General features: G+C 70.6%; 19 protein-coding genes. 6 read left to right on the forward strand and 13 right to left on the reverse strand.

All coding sequences use genetic code 11. The features are described from left to right. The first annotated feature begins 13 nt into the window (after positions 1-13). Complete coding sequence (locus A33M_RS04050; RefSeq protein WP_008383799.1) at positions 14-2,209, forward strand: PAS domain-containing hybrid sensor histidine kinase/response regulator; 2,196 nt, start codon at positions 14-16, stop codon at positions 2,207-2,209. Positions 2,210-2,436: 227 nt separating this feature from the next. After that, entirely contained in the window at positions 2,437-3,384 is a 948-nt protein-coding gene (locus tag A33M_RS04055; RefSeq protein WP_008383807.1) for a GNAT family N-acetyltransferase, read from the forward strand. A 198-nt stretch (positions 3,385-3,582) separates the two neighbouring features. On the opposite strand, the gene A33M_RS04060 is transcribed toward A33M_RS04055, so the two are convergent. Continuing rightward, positions 3,583-5,754, reverse strand: coding sequence for a primosomal protein N' (locus tag A33M_RS04060; protein WP_008383809.1), 2,172 nt, complete (start codon positions 5,752-5,754; stop codon positions 3,583-3,585). Between the two features lie 80 nt (positions 5,755-5,834). Here A33M_RS04060 and A33M_RS04065 point away from each other — a divergent pair, with 80 nt between their 5' ends. Next, positions 5,835-6,836, forward strand: a complete 1,002-nt coding sequence (locus tag A33M_RS04065; protein ID WP_008383810.1) for a tyrosine recombinase XerC — start codon at positions 5,835-5,837, stop codon at positions 6,834-6,836. 12 nt (positions 6,837-6,848) lie between these two features. On the opposite strand, the gene A33M_RS04070 is transcribed toward A33M_RS04065, so the two are convergent. Further along, positions 6,849-7,658 carry a HesA/MoeB/ThiF family protein gene (locus tag A33M_RS04070; RefSeq protein ID WP_008383811.1) on the reverse strand — a complete coding sequence of 270 codons (810 nt, stop codon included), beginning with the start codon at positions 7,656-7,658 and terminating at the stop codon, positions 6,849-6,851. A 117-nt stretch (positions 7,659-7,775) separates the two neighbouring features. After that, positions 7,776-8,000 carry a 50S ribosomal protein L31 gene (gene rpmE, locus A33M_RS04075; RefSeq protein ID WP_008383812.1) on the reverse strand — a complete coding sequence of 75 codons (225 nt, stop codon included), beginning with the start codon at positions 7,998-8,000 and terminating at the stop codon, positions 7,776-7,778. A 412-nt stretch (positions 8,001-8,412) separates the two neighbouring features. On the opposite strand from rpmE, the gene A33M_RS04080 reads away from it, so the two are divergent. Next, on the forward strand, positions 8,413-10,191 hold the full coding sequence (locus A33M_RS04080) for an ABC transporter transmembrane domain-containing protein (RefSeq protein ID WP_008383814.1): 1,779 nt from the start codon (positions 8,413-8,415) through the stop codon (positions 10,189-10,191). A gap of 88 nt (positions 10,192-10,279) precedes the next feature. Here A33M_RS04080 and A33M_RS04085 read toward each other — a convergent pair whose 3' ends face one another. Genes A33M_RS04085 through A33M_RS04095 form a run of 3 tightly spaced genes read right to left on the reverse strand, consistent with a single transcriptional unit; the run spans position 10,280 to position 12,841 of the window. After that, positions 10,280-10,798, reverse strand: a complete 519-nt coding sequence (locus tag A33M_RS04085) for a GNAT family N-acetyltransferase (protein ID WP_008383816.1) — start codon at positions 10,796-10,798, stop codon at positions 10,280-10,282. Continuing rightward, complete coding sequence (locus A33M_RS04090; RefSeq protein ID WP_008383818.1) at positions 10,795-11,826, reverse strand: peptidoglycan -binding protein; 1,032 nt, start codon at positions 11,824-11,826, stop codon at positions 10,795-10,797. The genes A33M_RS04085 and A33M_RS04090 overlap by 4 nt, the downstream gene beginning before the upstream one ends. Positions 11,827-11,833: 7 nt before the next feature. Then, a complete protein-coding gene (locus tag A33M_RS04095) occupies positions 11,834-12,841 on the reverse strand; it encodes a hypothetical protein (protein WP_008383820.1) in 1,008 nt (335 codons plus the stop codon). A 258-nt stretch (positions 12,842-13,099) separates the two neighbouring features. Between A33M_RS04095 and A33M_RS04100 the strand changes: the two genes are divergently transcribed. Beyond that, positions 13,100-13,297, forward strand: a complete 198-nt coding sequence (locus tag A33M_RS04100; RefSeq protein ID WP_008383822.1) for a BrnT family toxin — start codon at positions 13,100-13,102, stop codon at positions 13,295-13,297. Next, on the forward strand, positions 13,290-13,628 hold the full coding sequence (locus tag A33M_RS04105) for a helix-turn-helix domain-containing protein (protein ID WP_040619189.1): 339 nt from the start codon (positions 13,290-13,292) through the stop codon (positions 13,626-13,628). Before A33M_RS04100 ends, A33M_RS04105 begins: the two co-directional genes overlap by 8 nt. A 15-nt stretch (positions 13,629-13,643) precedes the next feature. On the opposite strand, the gene A33M_RS04110 is transcribed toward A33M_RS04105, so the two are convergent. The 7 genes from A33M_RS04110 to gap all read right to left on the reverse strand — a co-directional run bounded on the left by A33M_RS04110 (position 13,644) and on the right by gap (position 20,722). Then, complete coding sequence (locus tag A33M_RS04110; RefSeq protein ID WP_008383826.1) at positions 13,644-14,441, reverse strand: inositol monophosphatase family protein; 798 nt, start codon at positions 14,439-14,441, stop codon at positions 13,644-13,646. A gap of 201 nt (positions 14,442-14,642) precedes the next feature. Beyond that, positions 14,643-15,758 (reverse strand): tetratricopeptide repeat protein, encoded by a 1,116-nt coding sequence (locus A33M_RS04115; RefSeq protein WP_008383827.1) that lies wholly within the window; start codon positions 15,756-15,758, stop codon positions 14,643-14,645. Next, the gene (locus A33M_RS04120; protein WP_040619191.1) at positions 15,755-16,393 is read right to left on the reverse strand and encodes a thiamine phosphate synthase; all 639 of its coding nucleotides are present in this window, start codon (positions 16,391-16,393) and stop codon (positions 15,755-15,757) included. Before A33M_RS04120 ends, A33M_RS04115 begins: the two co-directional genes overlap by 4 nt. A 249-nt stretch (positions 16,394-16,642) precedes the next feature. Beyond that, on the reverse strand, positions 16,643-17,731 hold the full coding sequence (fba, locus tag A33M_RS04125; protein ID WP_008383829.1) for a class II fructose-bisphosphate aldolase: 1,089 nt from the start codon (positions 17,729-17,731) through the stop codon (positions 16,643-16,645). A 21-nt stretch (positions 17,732-17,752) separates the two neighbouring features. Further along, positions 17,753-18,949: a phosphoglycerate kinase gene (locus A33M_RS04130; protein ID WP_008383830.1), complete on the reverse strand. Its 1,197-nt coding sequence runs from the start codon at positions 18,947-18,949 to the stop codon at positions 17,753-17,755. Then, complete coding sequence (locus A33M_RS04135) at positions 18,946-19,707, reverse strand: hypothetical protein (RefSeq protein WP_008383831.1); 762 nt, start codon at positions 19,705-19,707, stop codon at positions 18,946-18,948. The genes A33M_RS04130 and A33M_RS04135 overlap by 4 nt, the downstream gene beginning before the upstream one ends. Positions 19,708-19,714: 7 nt before the next feature. Beyond that, positions 19,715-20,722, reverse strand: a complete 1,008-nt coding sequence (gene gap, locus A33M_RS04140; protein ID WP_008383832.1) for a type I glyceraldehyde-3-phosphate dehydrogenase — start codon at positions 20,720-20,722, stop codon at positions 19,715-19,717. Positions 20,723-20,837: the final 115 nt, after the last annotated feature.

Consider the following 20,837-nt stretch of genomic DNA (forward strand, 5'->3'; position numbering starts at 1 on the left):
ACGGACGGTTTCGATGGCACGACTGCGCGACAGGCTCGACCGGCTCGCCCGCAACGGGGTGATCGTGGTCGCCACCGCGGCGGCGGTGGTGCTCGCCGTGCTCGCCTATCTGGTCTTCTCGCTGCGTGCCGCCCAGGCCGCCGGCCCCGACGTGCTGCTCGCCGCCACCGTCGCCACCGCCCTCACCGCCGCCGCCTGCGGCGCCCTCGCCCCGCTGGTGCGGGCGAACCGCGCGCTGCGCCACGAGGTCGGCCGGCTGGAGGAGCGCATCGAGGCCTTGTCCGATGCCCAGTGGGAGCTGCGCGAATCCGAGGAGCGGGCGCGCAGCTTCGTCGAGATGCAGGGCGACGTGGTGGTCCGCCGCGACGCCGAGCACTGCGTCACCTATGTCAACGACGCCTGGTGCACGCTGGCGGGCGCCGAGCGCGGCGCGCTGCTCGGCCGGCCGTTCGCGCCGCCGGTGGTGGAGACCGGCCCGGTCACGGCGCGCCCCGACGGCATCCGCACCTTCGAGCAGGCGATCGCCACTCCCGCCGGCCCGCGCTGGATCGCCTGGCGCGAGATTTTGGTGCGCAGCTTCGGCGCGACCGAAACGCAGGCGGTCGGCCGCGACGTCACCGACCGGGTGACGGCCGAGCGGGCGCTCGCCGAGACCCGCGAGCGGGCCGACGCCGCGAGCCGCGCCAAGAGCCGGTTCCTGGCGATGGTCTCGCACGAGATCAGGACGCCGCTCAACGGCATCCTCGGCATGACCGACCTCCTGCTCGACACCCCGCTGTCGCCCGAGCAGGGCGCCTATGCCAAGGCGGTGAAGACCTCCGGCCGCGCGCTGCTGACGCTGATCGAGGACATGCTCGACTTCGCCAAGATCGAGGCGGGAAAGCTCGAGCTGGTCGCCCGGCCGTTCCGCCTCGCCGCGGTGGTCGAGGAGGTGGTCGAGCTGTTGGCGCCGCGCGCCCACGACAAGGGGATCGAGATCGCCGCCTTCGTCGATCCGCGCCTCGCCGACCCGGTGATCGGCGACGACGCGCGGCTGCGGCAGGTGCTGCTCAATCTCGGCGGCAACGCGGTGAAGTTCACCGCCGAAGGCAGCGTGGTGATCCTCGCCGAGCCCGGCGCGCGCGTGGGCGAGATCGCCCTCGAGGTGCGCGACACCGGCATCGGCATCGCCGCGGAGGCGCAGGCGCGCATCTTCGAGGAGTTCGAGCAGGCCGACGGCGGCGCCGCGCGCAAGCACGGCGGCAGCGGGCTCGGCCTCGCGATCTCGCGGCGGATCGTCGAAGGCATGGACGGCGCGATCGCGGTCGACAGCGCGCCCGGCGACGGCGCGCGCTTTCGCGTGACGGTGCCGCTGCCGGCGGCCCCCGGCCTCGCCCGCGCGCCGGAGCCGACGCCCGACCTCGCCGGGACACGGGTCGCGATCGTCACCACGAATCCATCGGCCGCCGAGCCCGTGGTCCGCCATCTGTCCGCCTGGGGCGCGTCCGTGCGGGTGGTCGCGCCCGACGCGGCCGATGCCTCGCTCGTCGATCCGGCGGTCGGCACGGTGGTGGTCGACCGGGCGATCGGCCCCGCGGCCGCCGCAGCGATCGCGTCGACAACGCCGCCCGCCGGCCAGCGCCGCATCGTGATGCTGCGGCCGAACGAGCGCGGCGAGCTGACCGACTTCTTGGCGCACGGGTTCTCCGACTATCTGGTGAAGCCGGTGCGGACCGCCTCGCTCGCCGGCCGGCTCGGCGCCCCGGCGCCGGGGACCGCTGGTCCGGCCACCGCGCCGACCCTGGTGCCGGACCCCGCCGCCGCCGGCTGCCGGGTGCTGGTCGCCGAGGACAACGACATCAACGCCCTGCTGGTGCGCGCGCTGCTCGAGCGGATGGGCCACCGCCCGACCCTGGTCGGCGACGGCGCCGCCGCGGTCCTCGCCTGGGAGGCCGCGGTGTCCGCCGGCATGCCCTATGCGCTGGTGCTGATGGATCTGCACATGCCGGGGATGGACGGCTTTGCCGCCACCGCCCGCATCCGCGCCCGCGAGGCCGAGACCGACCGCGCCCGCACGCCGGTCCTGGCGCTCACCGCCGACGCCGCCCCCGAGGAGCCCGACGCGGTGCGCGCCGCCGGCCTCGACGGCCTCCTGGTCAAGCCGCTCGACCGCGACCGCCTGAGCGTGGTGATCGGCGACGTGCTCGCCCGCGTCGGCCTCGCCGCCTGAACGGCCTTTCCTTCGCTCGTTCCGCCCCGGCCGCAGCGCCGCTCCGCGCCGGCTGCGTCCGGCTGGGTCCGGCGGTGCTCACGAACAATCATTTTGTGACGAGCCCGGATTTGTGTCACAAATCCGTGTCCCGGCCATGCTTAGTGGACTGACCGGCACGTGGACTCGATTTTTTCAGACGTGCCGATCGGAGGCGCCGATTTGCTGTCCGATCTCGGGAGCCACAGATGCAGACCCGCGTCCGCGACCAGTCGCCCGTTCGCCTGTTGGATCGTTTTCGTCCGCACCGCACCCCCGCCGGGGTGCCGAAGCTCGCCGCGCTGAAGGCGTTCGGCGGCCTGCGGGTCTCCGACCCGCGGCTGTCGCGCACCGGCGAGACGCTCGGCCGGATCGGCGCACTCGAGGTGCGCCTCGCCCACCGCGCCTGCGAGATCCGGCAGGCGCAGCGGCTGCGCTTCGACGTGTTTTATCAGGAAATGTCGGCGGTCGCCCATCCGGCGACGCTGCTCGCCCGCCGCGACGTCGACCCGTTCGACGCCGTGTGCGACCATCTCCTGGTGCTCGATCACGCCGCCCCGCCGACCCGCCACGGCCCGGCGGTGGTCGGCACCTATCGGCTGCTCCGCCAGGAGATCGCCGAGCACTGCGGCGGCTTCTACACCGCCGGCGAGTACGACATCGCGCCCTTGATCGCCCGCCACGGCCATCTGCGCTTCCTCGAGCTCGGCCGCTCCTGCGTGCTGCCGGCCTATCGCAACAAGCGCACCGTCGAGCTTCTGTGGCACGGCATCTGGACCTATGTGCTGCGCCACAAGGTCGACGTGATGATCGGCTGCGCCAGCCTCGAAGGCACCGATCCCGACAAGCTGGCGCTGCCGCTGTCGTTCCTCCACCACTACGCCCACGCCCCCGAGGAATGGAACGCCCGGGCGCTGCCGGCGCGCTGGGTGTCGCTCGCCCGGATGGCGAAGGAGGAGGTCGACCCCAAGGCGGCGCTGCACGCTCTGCCGCCGTTGGTGAAAGGCTATCTCCGGCTCGGCGCGGTGATCGGCGACGGCGCGGTGGTCGACCGCCAGTTCGGCACCACCGACATTCTGGTGATCTTGCCGGTGAGCGCGATCAACACCCGCTATATCGGTCATTTCGGTGCCGGAGCGGAGCGCCACGCCGCGTGAGAAAGCGGCCTCGCGACGTGATCGTGAGTAGCGAGTAGCGAGTAGCGTGCGCACCAAACGGGAAAATTTGCGCACCACCGGCCGACGCGAGGGATGCGTGGGCACGGCGCCTTGCGCCTCTGCCCACCCTACGGCGTTCGGTGAGCGAGTAGCGAGTAGCGTGCGCAGAGCGACGCGGGCGCACCACGGCGCCCGTCCTCACAAGAAGCTCATCGGATCGACATCGATCTCGCGTTTCAGATCGCCAGTTGCTTTCGGTGCACGGCCGAGCCAATCGCGCAGATAGCCCGACAGATCGAGAGCGCGCGGCGCCTTCACCAGCAGGCGATAGCGGTGGCGGCCGCGCAAGAGCGACACCGGCGCCTCGGCGGGACCGAGCACCCGCACGCCCTCCGCCCGCGGCGCCATGCCCGCGAGCTTCCGCGCATGCCCCTCCGCCGCCAGCCGATCTTTTGCCGAGACGACGATGGCGGCGAGCCGCCCGAACGGCGGATAGCCGGTCCTCTCCCGCGCCGCGATCTCGGTGCCGTAAAAGGCCTCGCGGTCGCCGGCGACCAAGGCCTTCATCACCGGATGCTCCGGCTGATGCGTCTGCACGAAGCCGACCCCCTGCCCCGCCTCGCGCCCGGCCCGCCCCGCGACCTGATTGAGCAGCTGAAAGGTCCGCTCGGCGGCGCGCGGATCACCATTGGCGAGGCCGAGATCGGCATCGACGATGCCGACCAGGTTGAGCCGCGGAAAATGATGCCCCTTGGCGACCAGCTGGGTGCCGACGATCACGTCGACCCGGCCCTCCTCGATCGCGGAAATCTCCTCGCGCAAAGTCTCGACCGAGGTGAGGAGATCGCTCGACATCACCAGCACGCGGGCGTCGGGAAACAGCTTTCCGACCTCCTCCTCGAGCCGCTCGACGCCGGGGCCGCAGGCGACGAAGCTCTCTTGCGCCTCGCAGTTCGGGCACACGGTCGGCGTCGGCTGCGAGTAGCCGCAGTGATGGCAGACGAGCTTGCGCTGAAAGCGGTGGTCGACCAGCCAGGCGTCGCATTGCGGGCAGGAGAAGCGGAAGCCGCAGGCGCGGCACAGCGTCAGCGGCGCATAGCCCCGGCGGTTGAGAAACAGCAATGCCTGCTGCTTGCGCTCGATCGCGATTTTTACCGCTTCGGCGAGCCGCGGCGCGATCCAGCGCCCGCGCGGCGGACCCTCGCGCGACAGATCGATCGCCTCGATCGCCGGCAGCGCCTGCCCGCCGAACCGGGTCGGCAGCGAGAGCCGCTCGTAGCGGCCCTTTCGGGCGTTCACCTCGGTCTCGACGGACGGCGTCGCCGAGGCCAGCACGATCGGGATCTTCGTGATGTGCGCGCGCACCACCGCCATGTCGCGGGCGTGATAACGAACGCCGTCCTCCTGCTTGTAGGCGGCGTCGTGCTCCTCGTCGACGACGATCAGGCCGAGATCGGCGAACGGCAGAAACAGCGCCGAGCGCGCACCCGCCACCACCCGCACCTCGCCCTCGGCGACCGCCTGCCAGGTGCGCGCCCGCTTGCGCGGGGTGATCTCGGAATGCCACTCGGCCGGGCGCACGCCGAAGCGCGCGGCGAAGCGGTCGAGGAACTGCGCGGTCAGCGCGATCTCGGGGAGCAGGATGAGCGCCTGCCGGCGGTTTCGCACGGCCTCGGCGATCGCCTCGAAATAGACCTCGGTCTTGCCCGAGCCGGTGACGCCGTCGACCAGGGTCGCGGCGAAGCCGCCGTCGGCCACCATGGTGCGCAGAATGTCGGCCGCGGCCTGCTGCTGCGCCGAGAGGTCGGGTACCCGGAAGGCGGGGTCGGGCTCTTCGGCGACCGGCTCCGGCGGCAGGGCGACGGTCGCGAGCGTCCCCTCGTCGATCAGCCCGTCGACCACGCCCGGCGACACGCCCGCCTCGCGCGCCGCGTCACTCTTGGCGCGCAAAAAGCCGTCGGCGAGAAGCGCCAGCACGCGGGCACGGGCCGGCGTCATCCGCGCCGGCGGCGGGCCGGCGAGCCGCACGCCGATCCGCACGCGCTCGGCGCCGAGCCCGTCGCCCATCCGCAGCGCCATGCGCAGCACCATGCCGCGCGGCGCCAGCGTGTAGGCGGCGACCCAGTCGACCAGCCGGCGCAGCTCCGGCTTCAGCGGCGGCACGTCGAGCTTTTGGGCGATCTCCTTGAGGCGGTTGTCGAGCCGCGGATCGGGGCTGTCGTTCTCCGCCCACACTACGCCGGTGCAGTCGCGCGGCCCCAGCGGCACCCGCACCAGGTCGCCCGGCGCGACCGCGCTGTCGCCCGCCGCATAGGAGTAGGTCTGGTCGAGCGCGACCGGAACGAGCACGTCGACGACGCGGCGGGGCATGAGACGGGGGCGTTTCCACGGTTGACGAAACGTGAACGAAGGGCGCCGATCATGCCCGGCGTGTCAAGGCGGAGCGAGCCATGGTTTTGCGCCCGAAGGCGGCCGAGAAGACCCCGCAGCCGATCGGAAGGGTACAGCCGATCGATCTGCCGTTCGCGGCGCCCGACGTGTCGGCGGAGATCGCGCGCTGGCTGCAGAATCTCGGTGCCGAGCGACGAATGTCGCCGAAAACGGTCGAGGCCTATCGGCGCGACGCCTTCCAGTTCCTCGGGTTCCTGTCCGGCCATCTCGGCGGGCGGGTGACGACCAAGGAGCTCGGGGCGCTGACGCCGGCCGATGTCCGCGCCTTCATGGCGGCGCGCCGGGCGGAGGGCATTTCGGGGCGCTCGCTGATGCGCGCACTCGCCGGCGTGCGCTCGTTCGGCCGGCATCTCGCCCGCGAAGGCGTTTGCGAGATCGGAGCGCTCGCCGCAGTACGCAGCCCGAAAGTGCCAAAAACCCTGCCGAAACCGCTGACGGTCGACGCGGCGAAGCTGGTCACCGACGCCGACGTGCGCGCCGGCGAGGCCCGCGAGCCGTGGGTTCTTGCGCGCGACGCCGCGGTGATGGCGCTGCTCTACGGCTCGGGTTTGCGCATCTCCGAGGCGCTGGGGCTGAAGCGCAAGGACGTGCCGGCGCCCGGCGCCGGCGACGTCATCGTCGTCACCGGCAAGGGCAACAAGCGCCGCATGGTGCCAGTGCTGCGAAACGTGCTCCAGGCGGTCGCCGACTATGTCGCGCTGTGCCCCTATGCGGTGCCGGACGCGGGGCCGCTGTTCGTCGGGGCGAAAGGCGGGCCGCTGTCGCCGCGCATCATCCAGCTCGCGATGCAAAGAATGCGCGGCGCGCTGGGGCTGCCCGACAGCGCGACGCCGCACGCGCTGCGCCACTCCTTTGCGACCCACCTTTTGATGCGCGGCGGGGATTTGCGCGCAATTCAGGAGCTGCTCGGCCACGCCTCGCTGTCGACCACGCAGGTCTATACCGGCATCGACAGCGAGCGCTTGCTCGAAGTGTATCGCAGCGCCCACCCGCGCCGGTGAGCGCTCCGGGGCTCACCCGGCCTTGCGGTGGCGCGAGAGGTCGCGGATCGTCGGGTTCTTGCCGGTCAGCGGATTCTCGGGATCCCAGCCATAGCCGAGCGTCTCGAACCGCATCGCGCGGGCGTCGACCATCAGCAGCCGCCCGACCAAGTTTTCGCCGAAGCCGACGATCTCGCGGATCACCTCCAGCGCCATCAGCGAGCCGATCACCCCGGTGAAGGCGCCCAAGATGCCGGCCTCGGCGCAGGTCGGCACGGTGCCGGCCGGCGGCGGCTCGGGAAACAGGCAGCGATAGGTCGGGTTGGGCTCGCCCGCGCCGTTGCGCTCGTGCGCACGGATGGTGGTGAGCGTGCCGTCGAGCACACCGACCGCCGCCGTCACGAGGGGCTTCTTCGCGAGGCAGCAGGCGTCCGACACGAGATAGCGGGTGGCGAAATTGTCGGAGCCGTCGGCGACCAGATCGTAGCGGCCGATCAGGTCGAGCGCGTTGTCGGCCGAGAGCCGCACCGGGTGCGGCTCGACCGCGACGTGCGGGTTGAGGCGAGAAATGGTCTCGGCGGCGCTCGCGACCTTCGGCTTGCCGATGTCCGGCGTGTCGTGGATCACCTGCCGCTGCAAATTCGACAGCGAGACGACGTCGTCGTCCACCACCCCGATCGTGCCGACGCCGGCGGCTGCGAGATACATCAAAAGCGGCGCGCCGAGCCCGCCGGCGCCGACCACCAGAACCCGCGCCGCCTTCAGCGCCTGCTGGCCCGGCCCGCCGACCTCGTGCAGCACGATGTGGCGGGCATAGCGCTCGAGCTCGTCGGGGGTCAGCATGGCGAACCGTCCGTGTTTTTCGCACGCGGACCTCGTGGCGGGTCCGTGCAACGCCGAAAGGCCGGGCGAATGCCCGGCCCGTGCCGTCCGACGACGCTCGGCAGATTCGCGCGGCGCTTACTTCAGGCCGAGGCCCGAGAACTTCTTCTGGAAGCGCGAGACGCGGCCGCCGCGGTCGAGCAGCTGCTGGGTGCCGCCGGTCCAGGCCGGATGCGACTTCGGGTCGATGTCGAGCCGCAGCGTGTCGCCGGGATTGCCCCAGGTGGTGCGGGTGTTGAACTCGGTGCCGTCGGTCATGACGACCTTGACGGTGTGGTAGGCGGGATGAATCTCGGCCTTCATCGTGAAATCCTGACGTCTCGAGCGTGTTCGGAAGTTGCGGGTCTATAACGCACGGGTTTGCGCGACACAAGCCGCGCGCCGGCGGGACGTCGTTGCGACGACGCCGGCCCTCCGGCGTGCCACGGGTGGTCGCGGAACATTAACGTTTTCTAAATTCTGTCCGGCCGGTTGCGGCGAACGATTGTCAGCGCCGCCCTCGCGTTGCATTGTCCGGCCCGGCGGGCCGTGCCGATCCGAGGGTTTTGCCAGAGCCCCCGGGATACCGTTCTTTTCCGTCGCTTTCGACCCGTCGCATTCATTCCGCACAGACCAAGCGTGCAAGCAAGCGGGATCGTTCATGAATCTTGACAGTGGAGGACGGGGATTCGGCCCCGCGGCACCGCGATCGGAGGCGCCGGCCGGCCGGCGGAGCGTGCGGCCGCTGGCCGCCATGGTGCCGTTCGTGCAGCGCTACTGGGTGCGGGCGCTGGCCGCGGTCTCCTCGCTGGTGGTCGCCTCGCTCGCCACCCTGGTGCTGCCGGTGGCGGTGCGCCGGATGATCGATTACGGCTTCACCGAAGACCATTCCGCGCTGATCGACCAGTATTTCTCGGTGCTCCTCGTGGTCGCGGGCGTGCTCGCGGCGGCGAGCGCGATGCGCTACTACTTCGTCACCACGCTGGGCGAGCGGATCGTCGCCGATCTGCGTGCGAAGGTCTTCTCGCATCTGACGAGCCTGTCGGCGCCGTTCTTCGACAGCGCGCGCTCGGGCGAGCTGATCTCGCGGCTCACCGCCGACACCACGCAGCTCAAATCGGCGGTCGGCGCGTCGGTCTCGATCACGCTGCGCAACCTGATGCTGTTTCTCGGCTCGACCGCGATGATGGTGGTGACGAGCCCGCGCCTGTCGCTCTTCGTGCTGTGTGCCATCCCGCTGATCGTGCTGCCGATGGTCGCCTTCGGGCGGACCGTGCGGCGGCGCTCGCGCGAGGCGCAGGACACGCTGGCGGAAGCCTCCGGCTACGCCGCCGAGCTGATCGGCGCGATCCGCACGCTTCAAGCCTTCACCAACGAGAAGACCGCGGTCGGCCGGTTCGCCGCCGCGGTCGAGCGCGCCTACTCCACCGCCGTGTCCTCCACCCGGGCGCGGGCATGGCTCACCGGCGTCGCGATCTTCATGGTGTTCGGCAGCATCGTGGTGATCCTGTGGGTCGGCGCGCAGGACGTGTTCGAGCAGCGCATCACCGCCGGCCGCCTCAGCCAGTTCGTGCTCTATGCGGTGTTCGCCGCCGGCGCGCTCGCCGAGCTGTCGCAGGTGTGGGGCGAGATCGCCCAGGCCGCCGGCGCCGCCGAGCGCCTGACCGAGCTTCTCGAGATCGAGCCCGAGATCCGCGCCCCGGCGACCCCGGTGGCGCTGCCGCTGCCCGCCAAGGGCGAGGTCGCCTTCGAGGACGTGCGCTTCACCTATCCGACCAGGCAGGAGGTGCCGGCGCTCGACGGCGTGTCGTTCCGGGTGCGGCCGGGCGAGAAGGTGGCGATCGTCGGCCCCTCCGGGGCGGGCAAGAGCACCGTCTTTCACCTGCTGCTGCGCTTCTACGATCCCGAGGCGGGCGCGGTGACCTTCGACGGCGTCAAGCTGGTCGATGCCGAGCCGCGCGAGATCCGCAGCCGCATCGCGCTGGTGCCGCAGGACGCCGCGGTGTTCGCCGCGACGATTGCGGAGAACATCCGGTTCGGCAGCCCCGATGCGACCGAGGCCGAGGTCGCCCGCGCGATCGATCTCGCCGCCGCCAGCGACTTCGTCGCCCGGCTGCCGAAGGGGGTCGACACCGCGGTCGGCGAGCGCGGCGTGCTCCTGTCGGGCGGCGAGCGTCAGCGGCTGGCGATCGCCCGCGCGATCCTGCGCGACGCGCCGCTCCTGCTGCTCGACGAGGCGACCTCCTCGCTCGACGCCGAGAACGAGACTCTCGTGAAGGCCGCGCTCGGCCGGCTGATGCAGAACCGCACCACGCTGGTGATCGCCCACCGGCTCGCCACCGTGCTGTCGTGTGACCGCATTCTGGTGATGGACCGGGGCCGCATCGTCGAGGAGGGAACCCACGACACGCTGGTGGCGAAGGGCGGCCTCTATGCCCGGCTCGCCCGCCTGCAGTTCGACACGACGGCCGAGTCGGATCGGGTCTCGGACCCGGTGTCCGATCCGGTGTCCTGAACCTTTTTTTGGCCGATCGGCCCTGTTTCAAGAAGCGGAGCCGCTCGGCCAGACATCGCAACGGCTGGCGTCTCGGCCTGCGCGGCCCTCACGGCCGCCAGCGCATGAGAAACACCGGCGACTGCGAGTGCGCGTTGACGTCCTCGCCGTCGATGGAAAAGCCCTGCCGCTCGTAGAAGCGGATGGCGCGGTGGTTGTCCTTGTTGACGTGGAGCGCGATGCCGGTCGGCGAGACCCGCTTCGCCTCCTCGAGCAGCGCCGTTGCCGCCGTGCTGCCCCACGCCTCCGGTGCCACCACGATCTGGTCGAGATAGCCGGTGTCGTCGATCGTCACGAACCCGACCGGCTCGCCATCGGCCTCCGCCACCACCACCGAGGCGATCGGCAGAAGCTCGCGCCGCCACCGCTCGCGCCACCACGGCAGACGCTCGGCGAAGTCGAAGCGCGGATAGGCGGTCTGCCAGGTCCGTCGCCACAGCTCGATCACCGCCTCCTCGTCGGCCGGCCGATAGGGCCGCACCGTCACCGCGCGGTGCTTGGCCGGCGCCGGGCCGGTGCCGTCCGGCTGCGGCTGCTGGGGTTGCTGCGGATCGGTGGTGTCGCTCATCGCTCGGTCAGCTTCAGCTCCAGCCGCCGGTTGCGGCGGAACGCCTCCTCGGTGCGGGACGGATCGAGCGGCTGATACTCCCCGAACCCGGCGGCGACCAGCCGCTGCGGGGAAATTCCCCTGGATATCAGGTACTGAACCACCGAGATGGCGCGTGCCGCCGACAGCTCCCAATTGCTCGGGAACTGCGGGCTGGCGATCGGGCGGATGTCGGTGTGGCCGTCGACCCGCAGCACCCACGGGAGTTCCGGGGGGATCTGCCGCTCGAGATCGACCAGCACGCCGGCGATCTTGTCGAGCTCGTCCTTGCCCTCGGGGCGCAGCGTCGCCTGGCCCGAGTCGAAGAAGACCTCGGCCTGGAACACGAAGCGGTCGCCGACGATTCGCACGTCCGGCCGGTCACCGAGGATCGCCCGCAAACGGCCGAAGAAGTCGGAGCGGTAGCGCGACAGCTCCTGCACGCGCTTGGCCAGCGCGACATTGAGGCGCTGGCCGAGCTCGGCGATCCGCGCCTGGGCGTCCTTGTCCTTGCTCTCGGCGCTGTCGAGCGCGCTCTCCAACGCCGAGAGCTGGCGGCGCAGCGCGCCGATCTGCTGGTTCAGAAGCTCGATCTGGGCGAGCGCGCGAGCGGTCGCCTGCTTCTCGGTGTCGAGCGCGCCGGACAGCTCCGTGATGCGGCTGCGGGCGGCGCCGAGCTGGTCCGGCGTGCCGCCGGGCACCGCGCTGGCGCGCAGCCGGTCGCGCTCGCTCTCGGCGCTCGACAGGCTCGCCGAGAGGCGGGCGACCTGCTCCTCGAGCTCGCTCTTGCCGGATTTCTCGAGCGACAGGAGGTCGGTGAGCTGGGCGATCTGGGCGTTGAGCTTGGCGAGCGCGGTGTCCTTGCCGGCGACCTCCTGCGACAGGAAGAACTGCACGACGACGAACACCGTGAGCAGGAAGATGACGCCGAGCAGCAGGGTCGACAGGGCGTCGACGAAGCCCGGCCAGTAGTCGATCGTGCGGGTGCGGCGGAAGCGGGCGAGGGCCATGCGAGGCTCAGGTCTTCTCGGCGTGCTGACGGGCGAGCACCTGCAGGAGCTTCTTCACCTCGGCCTGCTCCTCGGCCTGCGCCTCCACCCAGTCGCGGATGATTTGCTGCTCCTGCCGCATGTGCTGGACCAAGGCCTGAATGCCCTCGGCGAGGTTGGCCATCGCGTGGGTCGCCGCCTTGTTGGCGCCGGCCTCGGTGATCGCCTCGTGCAGCCGGTCGAGCGCGGTGCGCATGTCGTTGCCGACCGGACCGCCGGCGGCCGGGACGCCGGCGCGGTCGCCGCCGCCGATCTCGCGCACGGTCGAGGCGAGCCAGTCCTCGACCTCGGTGTAGAAGCGGTTCTGCGCCTGGCTCGCCTGCAGATCGAGAAAGCCGAGCACCAGCGATCCGGCGAGGCCGAACAGCGAGGACGAGAAGGCGATGCCCATGCCGCCGAGCGGCGAGGCGAGGCCTTCTTTCAGCGAATCGAACATCGCCGCGGCATCGCCCCCGACCTTGAGGCTGTCGATCACCCGGCCGACCGAGCCGACCGTGTCGATCAGGCCCCAGAAGGTGCCGAGCAGGCCGAGAAACACCAGAAGCCCGGTCATGTAGCGGGCGACGTCGTGCGCCTCGTCGAGCCGCATGGCGATCGAGTCGAGGATCGAGCGCATGGTCTGCGGCGTGGTGGCGAGCGCGCCGACCCGGTCGCCGCCGAGAATCGCCGCCATCGGCGCGAGCAGGCTCGGCGGCCGCTCGACCGCGAGGCCGGGATCGGCGAGGCGGAAGCCGTTGACCCAGGCGATCTCCGGGAACAGCCGCACCACCTGACGGAACGCCAGCAGAATGCCGATCAGCAGGACCCCGACGATCAGCCCGTTGAGGCCCGGATTGGCGAGAAAGGCCAGCCAGATCTGGCGATGGAGAATCACCACCAGAAGGGCGCCGAGCACCAGAAAAACCAGCATCCGCACGAGAAAGATGCGGGGCGGGGACACCTTGAACGGATCGATGTCGCGATCGGATCTTGCCATCTGAGCCTGCCGGACGAGCGCTTCGGTTCCACTATGGCACAGCCGCGGCGAGAGTTCGACGCGCCGCATTGTTGCGCCACCGGAAAGGGAGGATCCTCCACACGGCACCATGCGATGGCGCCATCTCGCCCGACGACGGCACTTGCACGACTACGGATCGGCCGTACCTAATGCAAGACGACGATTTCGAATGGGACGATGCCAAGGCATCCCGGAACGAATCGCGCCATGCCGTGAGCTTCGAGACGGCCACGGGGGGTGTTCGGCGCCCCCTTCGCGGTCGAGCGGCTGGACGATCGCGAGGACTACGGCGAGGACCGCTACAGCCTGATCGGCATGGTGGACGGGCGCGTTCTCCATGTCGTCTACACGGTGCGGGAGGGCCGATACCGCATCATCTCGGCGCGCGGAGCGACGTCCAATGAGCGACGACGATACCACGAGGACAATGCCTGAGCGTCGCCGTCCCCGGTCGACCGACTGGCGCCGGTTCGACGCGACGACCGAGGCGGAACGGCTGCGGGTCGCGCTCGACGATCCGGACGCACGCCCGCTGTCGGATGCCGATCTCGGCCGGGTGCGGCGGACGCCACAGGTCCGCATCGTGCGCCGCGCGCTCGGCCTCAGCCAGGAAGAGTTCGCGGCACGCTATCACATCCCGATCGGAACGCTGCGGGACTGGGAACAGGGCCGGGTCGAGCCCGACCATGCCGCACGGGCCTATCTGACCGTGATCGCGCGTCTTCCGGATGCCGTGCGCGACGCGCTCGAAGCGTCGGCGACCTGACCCCGCAGGCGGCGGTCAGCCGCGCCCGGCGGCCTGCAAGAGCCCGAGCAGCTCGCGATGCATCGTCTCGTTGCCGCAGACGATGCTTTTCCGCGACAGCATCGCGTCGCCGCCGTCGCAGTCGCCGACATAGCCGCCCGCCTCGCGCACCATCAGGATGCCGGCGGCCATGTCCCACGGCGAGAGGTCGCGCTCCCAGAAAGCGTCGTAGCGGCCGGCCGCGACCCAGGCGAGATCGAGCGAGGCGGCGCCGAGCCGGCGCAGGCCGGCGACCTTGTCCTGCACCATCGCGAACTCCTTGCGGAACACCGCGAGGTCGCCGCGGCCGAGATGCGGCAGGCCGCAGCCGATCACCGCGTCGGCGAGCCGGCGGCGGCCGGCGACCCGGATGCGCTGGTCGTTGAGGAAGGCGCCCTTGCCGCGCTCGGCGACGAACAGCTCCTCGCTCACCGGGTTGTAGATCACCCCGGCGACGATGGTGCCCTCGCGCTCCAGCGCGATCGAGATGGCGAACTGCGGGATGCCGTGCAGGAAGTTGGTGGTGCCGTCGAGCGGGTCGACGATCCAGGTATGGGTCTCGTCGCTGCCCCGCTGCAGGCCGCCCTCCTCGCCGAGGAAGCCGTAGCCGGGCCGCGCCTTCTCCAGCTCGAAGCGCAGCGTCTCCTCGGCCTTGCGGTCGGCGGCGCTGACGAAGTTGGCGGGGCCCTTGAGCGACACCTGCAGGTGCTCCACCTCGCCGAAATCGCGCTTGAGATTGCGGGCCGCCTTGCGGGCGGCGGCCACCATGACGTTGAGGAGTGCGGAGCGGAGCATTGGTTTTCGAGACGATCGGCGAGAGGAACGGGGCGAGCGGAACGGGCGGTCGAGGCCGGCGGACCGGATTCGGTCGGCGGCGCGGGCGGCCGGACGGGTCGTTGCAGAAAAAAGCTGCGTGCAAAAAACCCGCGGCGAGGTCTTACACGCTGCCGGCCCGGCAATCCACCCCGGGGGCTTCGTCCGCCGCGCCGGTCGCCCTCACGAACGCGACTGGCGGATCACGTCGAGCCAGCCCTTGGCGGCTTTTTCCGCGGCGGCACGGACCTCCGGCGTCTGCTTTCCGGCGAACTCGTCCATATAGGGGTCGGCGGCGCCGCCGGCGCTCGCGACCAGGTGCCACTTGATCGCCTGCACCGGGTCGGCCGCCACCCCGCGGCCGACGCTCAGGAGACGGGCGAGCCGGTTCTGGGCGATCGGGCTGCCGCGCATCGCCGCCCGGCGGAACCAGGCGGCGGCCTCCGCCTCGTTCTTGGCCGTGCCGGTGCCGTTGAACAGCGCGATGCCGTACTCGACCTGGGCGTCGACGATGCCGGCGAGCGCCGCCTGCCCGAGCAGCTTTGCCGCCTCGCCGAGATCCTGCTGCACCCCGCGGCCCTCCTTGTAGAGGATCGCCAGCGCGTACTGCGCCTCCGGGCTGCCGCCGGCGGCGGACTGGCGAAACAGCTCGGCCGCCCGCCCGATGTCCTGCGGGAAGATCTGGCCCTCCATGTAGAACAGGCCGAGATCGTAGGCGGCCGAGGCGTGCCCGAGCTTCGCGGCGGCGGCGAGCAGTTTTGCCGCCTCGCTCGGGTCCTTGGCGCCGGCGCGGCCGCCGAGGCGGAACATCGCCAGCGCGAACATCGCGTCGCGGTCGCCGCGGCCGGCGGCGAGGCGGTACCATTCGGCCGCCTTCTCGTCGTCCTGCGGGATGCCGAGCCCGTTGGCGTAGAGCTCGCCGAGCAGCGTCATCGCCCGCGGATCGTTGGCCTCCTCGACCCGCTTGGTCGCCTCGTGGAAGGCGGTGAGGAAATAGCCGCGCTGATAGGCGCCGAAGGCGATGTCGGGCTTCTGCTGCGGCTTGGCGGCGGGCACCGCGTGGGTGACCGGGGCGGGCGGCTTGCCGGTGGTCGGCGGAACCGGCGTGCGGGGCGCGGCGGTCCGTTTGGGCGGCGCGGCCGAGCGCAGCGGCGTCGCCGGCACCGGCTTGGTTTCCGCGCGGGCGGAGGACGGCGGGCCGAAAACCAGCGGCGACACCGCGAGGCCGAGCGCCACGGCGAGGCCGGCCGCGAGCCGGCGGCGCGGCGCGGGCGAGGAGAGGATCGGCAGGGCCGTCACGGCACCGCCTCGCGGGCGAGCCGGCGCGCCGCATCGGCGGCGGCGACGGCGGGTCCGCGCGGATCGGCCAGCACCGCCTCGCCGACCGCGACGAAGTCGGCGCCGGCAGCGGAGAGCTGGGCGATCTCGTCGAGCGATTCGGCACAGCCGACGCACGGCGTCTCGAACACCTCGGCCCACCACTGCACGCGCTCGACCACCGTCTCGAACGGCGGCCGCCGGCCATCGGGCCCCGGCTCGCCGAACATCACGTAGTCGGCGCCGAGCTCGGCCGCGACCATCGCGTCGTGGCGGGTGCGCAAGCCTCCGACGCCGGCGATCAGCCGCGGCTTGAGGCCGGGCAGCGCCGGGCGCAGCGCGTCGGGCCCCACGAGATGCGCGCCGTCGGCGCCGCCGCGGGCGACGATCTCCGGAAAACCCTCGATCAGCAGCGCGGCCCCGGGGGCCTGCACCACCGGCGCGAGCTTTTTGGCGATATTGATCAGGTCGCGCTCGCCGGCCGGCGCGAGGCGCAGCAGCACGGCGGCGACGTCGGCCGCGCCGAGCGCGGCGGACAGTGCATCCGCGGCCGCCGCCGCATCGGCGACGGTGAGCACGGGGGTGACGAGATAAAGGCGCGGGTCGGTGTCCGGCATCGCTCGGGCTTGCGGTGCGATCGGGGCGAAAGCTTGGCCGCACGGTTTTCGCACGGCGCTCCGGGCGGGGGAGGCACGCCGGCACCGCGAACGGCCGCGAACGCCGGATCGGCGGCGCGTGGCGATTCCCGGGCACGAGCCCGGGAATCGGAATCGAGGCTCACGAACCGGGGCTGCCGGCTCCGGGGCCGACCCTGCGGGCCGTCCCGGAGCATCGACGGTGCCCCGGCCGTTCGCCGCGCGTGCGGCTCACTCGGCGGCGGCGGCGGTCTTGCCGATCACCGGGTCGAGCTTGCCGGCGGCGTAGAGCTTGGCCATCTCGGCGAGCGGCACGATCTTCTTGATCTTCGACGCCTGGCCGGCGGTGCCGAACTCCTGGAGGCGCTGCTTGCACAGCTTGGTCATCGCCTCCATCGCCGGCTTCAGATACTTGCGCGGGTCGAACTCGCTCGGATGCTCGGCGAACACCTTGCGGATCTGCCCGGTCATCGCCATCCGGTTGTCGGTGTCGATGTTGATCTTGCGCACGCCGTTCTTGATGCCGCGCTGGATCTCCTCCACCGGCACGCCCCAGGTCGGCTTCATCTGGCCGCCGTACTGGTTGATGATGTCCTGCAGATCCTGCGGCACCGACGAGGAGCCGTGCATCACCAGATGCACGTTCGGCAGGCGGCGGTGGATCTCCTCGATGACGTTCATCGCGAGAACCGAGCCGTCCGGCTTGCGGGTGAACTTGTAGGCGCCGTGCGAGGTGCCCATGGCGATCGCCAGCGCGTCGACCTTGGTCTCGGCGACGAACTTCACCGCCTCGTCCGGATTGGTCAGGAGCTGGTCGTGCGAGAGCTTGCCCTCGGCGCCGTGGCCGTCCTCCTTGTCGCCCATGCCGGTCTCGAGCGAGCCGAGCACGCCGAGCTCGCCTTCCACCGAGACGCCGCCGAGATGGGCCATCTCGACCACCCGCTTGGTGACGCCGACATTGTACGCCCAGTCGCCCGGCGTCTTGCCGTCCTCCTTCAGCGAGCCGTCCATCATCACCGAGGTGAAGCCGGACTGCATCGCGGTGACGCAGGTGGCGGGGCCGTTGCCGTGGTCGAGATGCACGCACACCGGAATGTTCGGGTGGATCTCGGTCACCGCGTCCATCATGTGCTTGAGCATGATGTCGTTGGCGTAGGCGCGGGCGCCGCGCGACGCCTGGATGATCACCGGCGCGTCGAGCTCGCTCGCCGCCGTCATGATCGCCAGCGCCTGCTCCATGTTGTTGATGTTGAACGCGGGGACGCCGTAGTCGTTCTCGGCCGCGTGGTCGAGCAGTTGCCTGAGCGTGATCCTGGCCATCCTGATCTCCCGTTCTCTATCTCATTTCACTTTGAGGATTTCGACGCCCGGCAGCGCCTTGCCCTCGAGCCATTCGAGGAACGCGCCGCCCGCCGTCGAGATGTAGGTGAAGCGGTCGGCCGCACCCGCATGGTTGAGCGCCGCGACGGTGTCGCCGCCGCCCGCCACCGTGACCAGCTTGCCGGCCGCCGACAGCTCGGCCGCGGCCTCGGCGATCTCCACCGTCCCGGTGTCGAACGGCGCGATCTCGAAGGCACCGAACGGGCCGTTCCACAGAAGCGTCTTCAGCCGCTCGAGCTCGGAGACGACGTGCTCGATCGAGCGCGGGCCGACGTCGAGAATCATCTCGGTCGGACCGACCTCGTCGACGCCGACCACCTTGGAGGGCGCGTTCGCCTCGAACTTCTCCGCCACCACCGCGTCGACCGGCAGGAGGATCTGCTTGCCGGCGCGGTTCGCCTTGTCGACGATCTCCTGGGCGGTCGGGATGAGGTCCGTCTCGCACAGCGATTTTCCGACCGGCTTGCCGGCCGCGGCGAGGAAGGTGTTCGCCATGCCGCCGCCGATGATCAGAACGTCGACCTTGTCGAGCAGGTTGCCGAGCAGATCGAGCTTGCCGGAGATCTTGGCGCCACCCACCACCGCGGCGACCGGACGCTTGGGCTGCTCGAGCGCCTTGCCGAGCGCCTCCAGCTCGGCCTGCATGCTGCGCCCGGCATAGGCCGGCAGCTTGTGGCCGAGGCCTTCGGTCGAGGCATGGGCGCGGTGGGCGGCCGAGAAGGCGTCGTTCACCCAGACGTCGCCGAGCGCCGCCAGCTTGTCGACGAAGGCCGGGGTGTTCTTCTCCTCGTCCTTGTAGAAGCGGGTGTTCTCCAGGCAGAGAATGTCGCCCGGCGCGAGCTTGGCGACCGCCGCCTCGGCGACCTCGCCGACGCAGTCGGACGCGAACGCGACCGGCCGGCCGATCACCTCCGACACCGCCTTGGCGACCGGCTCGAGCGAGAATTTCGGCTCCGGGCCCTCCTTCGGGCGGCCGAAATGCGACAGGAGGATCACCTTGGCGCCCTTGTCGGCGAGCTCGGTGATGGTCGGCGCGGCCCGCTCGATGCGGGTCACGTCGGTGACCTTGCCGTTCTCGGTCGGCACGTTGAGGTCGAGCCGGACGAGGACGCGCTTGTCCTTCACGTCGGCCTGGTCGAGTGTTCGGAATGCGGTCATCGGAGCATCTTCAATGCGGCGAGGAGAAGGCCCGAGCCAATGGCCCAGGTGGTGAAGGTGATCGTCAGGATCGTCCAGGTGGTCGGCAGCGCGGCGAGCCGCGCGTCGAAGCCGGACAGCCGGCCCTTGGTTTCGGCGACCGTCTCGGCGAGGGCGCCGATTTTCGTCGCGAGAGCGTCCAGCTTGGCGTCGAGCGCATTCAGCCTTGCATCGAGCGAGTTCAGCTTGGTATCGAGCGCGTTCAGCTTGGCATCGAACTTGGCATTCATCGCGTCGAAGCCGGCGTCGCGCTTTGCGTCCGAGTCCCGGAACCGCGCGTCGAGCTTGGCGTCGAAGTCCGAAAACCTCTGGTCGAGCTTTGCGTCCTGCGCCTGAAGTCTGGTCTCGAGCTTGGCCTCGAGCTTGGCTCCGAAATCCGAGAGCTTCCGGTCGAGCTTGTCGTCTTGCGCCTGGAGTCTCGCGTCGAGCTTGGCATCCTGGGCCGAAAGCCGCGCTTCCAGCTTGGCGTCGAAGGCGCGAAGCGTGCCGTCGAGCTTCGCCTCCCAGGCGCCGAGCCGGGCGTCGAGACGCGCATCGCCGGCGTTCAGCCGGGCGTCGAAGCGCGTGTCGAGCGCGTTGAAGCGGGCCTCGATCCGCCCGTCCATGTCGCGGACGAGCGTCTTGATCTCGGCGACGTCGTCCTCCAGCCGGGCGACACGAAAGTCGAGAGACGGCTTGCCGCCGCCTCCCGCCTCGTTGCCGTCCGGCGTTCGGTCCATCGGCGCCTCAGATCAGCTCGGCGATCGCCACCGCGGTGTCGGCCATGCGGTTCGAGAAGCCCCACTCGTTGTCGTACCACGACATCACCCGCACGAAGGTGCCCTCCATCACCTTGGTCTGGTCCATGTGGAAGACCGAGGAGTGGGAGTCGTGGTTGAAGTCGGACGACACGTTGGGGAACATCGTGTAGCCGAGGATGCCCTTCAGCTGCTGATCGGCAGCCTTCTTGATCGCCTCGTTGATCTCGTCCTTCGAGGTCGCGCGCTTCGGCACGAACTTGAAGTCGACCACCGACACGTTCGGGGTCGGCACGCGGATCGCGACGCCGTCCAGCTTGCCCTTCAGCTCCGGCAGCACCAGGCCGACCGCCTTGGCGGCGCCGGTCGAGGTCGGGATCATCGACAGCGCGGCGGCGCGTGCGCGATAGAGGTCCTTGTGGACCTGATCGAGCGACGGCTGGTCGTTGGTGTAGGAGTGAATCGTCGTCATGAAGCCCTTCTCGATGCCGATGGCATCGTTCAGGACCTTGGCGACCGGGGCGAGGCAGTTGGTGGTGCAGGAGGCGTTCGAGACCACCAGGTGGTCCTTGGTCAGCTTGTCGTTGTTGACGCCGTAGACCACCGTGAGGTCGGCGCCGTCCGACGGGGCCGACACCAGCACGCGCTTGGCACCCGCCTCGAGATGGACCTTGGCCTTCTCCTTGGCGGTGAAGATGCCGGTGCACTCCATCACCACGTCGACGCCGAGCTCCTTCCAGGGGAGCTGGGTCGGGTCGCGCTGCGCCGTCACCTTGATCTTGCCGTGGCCGACGTCGATCGAGTCGCCATCGACCTTGACCTCGCCCGGATAGCGGCCGTGCACGGAGTCGAAGCGCAGCAGGTGCGCGTTCGTCTCGACCGGCGCCAGGTCGTTGATGGCGACGAACTCGATGTCCGTGCGCCCCGCCTCCGCGGCCGCCCGCAGGACGTTGCGCCCGATCCGCCCGAACCCGTTGATAGCCACCCGAACAGCCATGCTTCTCGTCTCCTTGCATGCGCCTTCTCGGAATCGAAGGCGCCTCGATACGTTTCTCTGCGAATTCCGCCGCGCGGTCCGCGTCCCGGTCTGCCCGACCAGTTTGGCGGTTTTA

It is taken from the genome of Rhodovulum sp. PH10 (genome assembly GCF_000293785.1).
Classification (GTDB): Bacteria; Pseudomonadota; Alphaproteobacteria; order Rhizobiales; family Xanthobacteraceae; genus Rhodoplanes.

Coding starts and splice junctions, on each gene's coding strand:
- A33M_RS04065 (WP_008383810.1), top strand. CDS start 5,835: ATGGTTTTGCGCCCGAAGGCGGCCGAGAAGACCCCGCAGCCGATCGGA.
- A33M_RS04130 (WP_008383830.1), bottom strand. CDS start 18,949: ATGACCGCATTCCGAACACTCGACCAGGCCGACGTGAAGGACAAGCGC.
- A33M_RS04070 (WP_008383811.1), bottom strand. CDS start 7,658: ATGCTGACCCCCGACGAGCTCGAGCGCTATGCCCGCCACATCGTGCTG.
- A33M_RS04095 (WP_008383820.1), bottom strand. CDS start 12,841: ATGGCAAGATCCGATCGCGACATCGATCCGTTCAAGGTGTCCCCGCCC.
- fba (WP_008383829.1), bottom strand. CDS start 17,731: ATGGCCAGGATCACGCTCAGGCAACTGCTCGACCACGCGGCCGAGAAC.
- A33M_RS04085 (WP_008383816.1), bottom strand. CDS start 10,798: ATGAGCGACACCACCGATCCGCAGCAACCCCAGCAGCCGCAGCCGGAC.
- gap (WP_008383832.1), bottom strand. CDS start 20,722: ATGGCTGTTCGGGTGGCTATCAACGGGTTCGGGCGGATCGGGCGCAAC.
- rpmE (WP_008383812.1), bottom strand. CDS start 8,000: ATGAAGGCCGAGATTCATCCCGCCTACCACACCGTCAAGGTCGTCATG.
- A33M_RS04050 (WP_008383799.1), top strand. CDS start 14: ATGGCACGACTGCGCGACAGGCTCGACCGGCTCGCCCGCAACGGGGTG.
- A33M_RS04110 (WP_008383826.1), bottom strand. CDS start 14,441: ATGCTCCGCTCCGCACTCCTCAACGTCATGGTGGCCGCCGCCCGCAAG.
- A33M_RS04090 (WP_008383818.1), bottom strand. CDS start 11,826: ATGGCCCTCGCCCGCTTCCGCCGCACCCGCACGATCGACTACTGGCCG.
- A33M_RS04060 (WP_008383809.1), bottom strand. CDS start 5,754: ATGCCCCGCCGCGTCGTCGACGTGCTCGTTCCGGTCGCGCTCGACCAG.
- A33M_RS04120 (WP_040619191.1), bottom strand. CDS start 16,393: ATGCCGGACACCGACCCGCGCCTTTATCTCGTCACCCCCGTGCTCACC.
- A33M_RS04105 (WP_040619189.1), top strand. CDS start 13,290: ATGCCTGAGCGTCGCCGTCCCCGGTCGACCGACTGGCGCCGGTTCGAC.
- A33M_RS04055 (WP_008383807.1), top strand. CDS start 2,437: ATGCAGACCCGCGTCCGCGACCAGTCGCCCGTTCGCCTGTTGGATCGT.
- A33M_RS04135 (WP_008383831.1), bottom strand. CDS start 19,707: ATGGACCGAACGCCGGACGGCAACGAGGCGGGAGGCGGCGGCAAGCCG.